We start from the raw sequence: 2,319 nt of genomic DNA on the forward strand, positions 1-2,319 counted from the left end.
GGGCCTGCGAGGTCGGGGTGCGTGGGGCCGCTGTTCGTCGGTCCGGCGCTCGTGAGGTCGGTGTCCGTGGGGCCGGTGTTCGTCGGCTTTTCGAGGGGTGCGGTCGCTGTGTGGTCCTCAACGGCCTTGCCTGGGGCGGGTGTTCGGCGTTCGAGGCCCAGGCGCAGGCCCTCCGGCATCAGGGTCAGGCGTTCCGTCACCTGGAGCCGGTACGCGGGGTCGGCCCTCAACTCGTAGCGGCGCAGCAGGAGTCCGAGGACGAGGGTCGCCTCGTGCAGCGCGAACTGCCGGCCGATGCAGGCGCGTGCGCCCGTACCCCACGGCTTGAAGGCGTGCGCGGGCCGCGCGCGGACCTGCGCCGCGTCGAAGCGGTCCGGGTCGAACCGCTCGGCGTCCGGGCCCCACGCCTCGGGATCGCGGTGCAGCAGCGAGATCAGGACCAGCGCCCAGGCGCCGCGCCGCATCGGGTGCTCCCCGGCGAGCACGGTGTCCTCCAGCGCCTCCCGCGCGAACGCGGGCGCCGTCGGCCACAGCCGCAGCGTCTCGTCCAACACCCGCCGTACGTACCGGAGTTTGGCGACCTGCTCGTACCCCGGCACCTCGCTGTCGCCCCACACCCGGTCCACCTCCGCACGGGCGCGGGCGGTGACCTCGGGGTGCAGGGAGAGGTAGTGCAGGGCGAAGGAGAGCGCCCCCGACGTCGTCTCGTGCCCGGCGACCAGGAAGGTGATCACCTGCCGGCGCACGTTCTCGGCGGACAGCCGCTCGCCCGTCTCCGGGTGGGCCGTCTCCAGCATCCGGTCGAGCAGGTCGCCGTCCCCGCCGCCGCCCGCCTTCCGGGCGCGTACGAGATCGTCGACGGTGTCGTTGAGGAACGCGATATCGGCCTCGTTGCGCTTGGCCGCGCGCCGCAACAGGGCGGGAAACGGCAGGCCGTTGAGGCGCTGCGCGTAGCTGAGCGTGCCGACCATCGCGGTGACGAAGGGGTGCGGGCGGGTCCGTTCGAAGGAGCCGAAGTCGTGGCCGAAGCCGGTGCGGGAGATCGTCTCCAGGGTCAGCTTCGTCATGTCCCCGGGGACGTCCACGGTGGCCCCGTCCGCCGCCGCGCGGTCCCAGCCCGCGGTGAGGCGGGCCGCCACCTCCAGCATCATCGGGTGGTACGCGGCCATCGCCTCCCGGCTGAACCCGGGCGCCAACACGTCATGCGCCAGCTGCCAGTTGGGCTCGTGGTTGTGCGCCGTGAACAGGCCGTCCCCGGCGACCGGGCGGAGGTTCGCGATACCGAGGCCGACATGCTTGGCGAACCGCGACTCGTCCGCGAGGTCGGCCGCGAGCCGTGTGCCGCCGATGAACACGAACTCCTTGCCGAACGCCTTGCGGCGGAAGATCGGGCCGAGTTCGGCGCCGAAGCGCAGCGAGTCCTGGAGGGGGGTGCTGCGGTTCACGCCGCGTACGTCGCCGAGCAGCGGCAGGCGGCCTTTCGGGTGCGGTATCCGGTGCAGTTCGGGCCAGCCCTGCGCGGCGTCGCGGAAGCCCTTGGGCAGGCCGGTGCCGGTGCCTGTCGTCGTCCCCGTCATGACGCGATCTCCCTTGATCCTGCGGCACGTCGAGCGTGTCGTACGGTGAGGGTGTCGTACGTGTTGTACGTGGGTTCAATAGCGCGTTCCAGTGTGATCCGCTTGTTGAACTCGCGTCAAGTAAGGTTCCGGCATGGCAGCAGAGCAGGGGGAACGCGTGCGGCGCCGGCTCAGTACGGGGGAGCGGCGCGAGCAACTGCTGTCGGTCGGCGCGGGGTTGTTCTCCGAGAGCCCGTACGACGAGGTGCGGATCGAGCGGGTCGCCGAGATCGCCGGGGTCTCGCGGGGGCTGCTCTACCACTACTTCCCGACGAAACGGGACTTCTTCGCGGCGGTCGTCGAGCGGGAGAGCGCGCGGATGCTGCGGCTGACGGCGGCGGTGCCGGGTGTGCCGGTCCGTGCGCAACTCTCCGCCGGGCTTGACGCGTTCCTCGGGTATGTCGAGGAGCATGCCCACGGCTTCCGTGCCTTCCACCGCGCCGACTCCGCCGGCGATCAGGCCGTACGGCGCGTCTATCAGCGCGCGCTCGCCGCGCAGGAGCGGCAGATCCTCGCCGCGCTCGCCGCCGACCCCGAGTTCGGGCCGCTCTTCGGGGAACGCCCCGAGGTGCGGCTCGCGGTGCGGGGGTGGCTCGCGTTCATGACGTCCGTGGCGCTGGAGTGGCTGCGTGGGGGGGAGGTGTCGCGGGAGGAGGTGCGGGAGTTGTGTGCGCGGGCGTTGCTGGGGGTGCTGGTGTGAGGG

At 72.1% G+C, this 2,319-nt stretch carries 2 protein-coding genes; one reads left to right on the forward strand and one right to left on the reverse strand.

What is annotated here, in order from left to right:
• Positions 1-1,577: cytochrome P450 (locus tag AOK24_RS40980; protein ID WP_240554368.1), on the reverse strand; the 1,577-nt coding region annotated here is incomplete at its 3' end.
• Between the two features lie 133 nt (positions 1,578-1,710).
• Between AOK24_RS40980 and AOK24_RS40985 the strand changes: the two genes are divergently transcribed.
• Positions 1,711-2,316: a TetR/AcrR family transcriptional regulator gene (locus tag AOK24_RS40985; protein ID WP_055724985.1), complete on the forward strand. Its 606-nt coding sequence runs from the start codon at positions 1,711-1,713 to the stop codon at positions 2,314-2,316.
• Positions 2,317-2,319: the final 3 nt, after the last annotated feature.

Origin of the sequence: Streptomyces niveiscabiei, from assembly GCF_001419795.1 — a bacterium.
Lineage (GTDB): Bacteria > Actinomycetota > Actinomycetes > Streptomycetales > Streptomycetaceae > Streptomyces > Streptomyces niveiscabiei.

What these genes read in the sequence shown, in the direction of transcription:
- AOK24_RS40985 (WP_055724985.1), top strand. Translation starts at nt 1,711, where the DNA reads ATGGCAGCAGAGCAGGGGGAACGCGTGCGGCGCCGGCTCAGTACGGGG.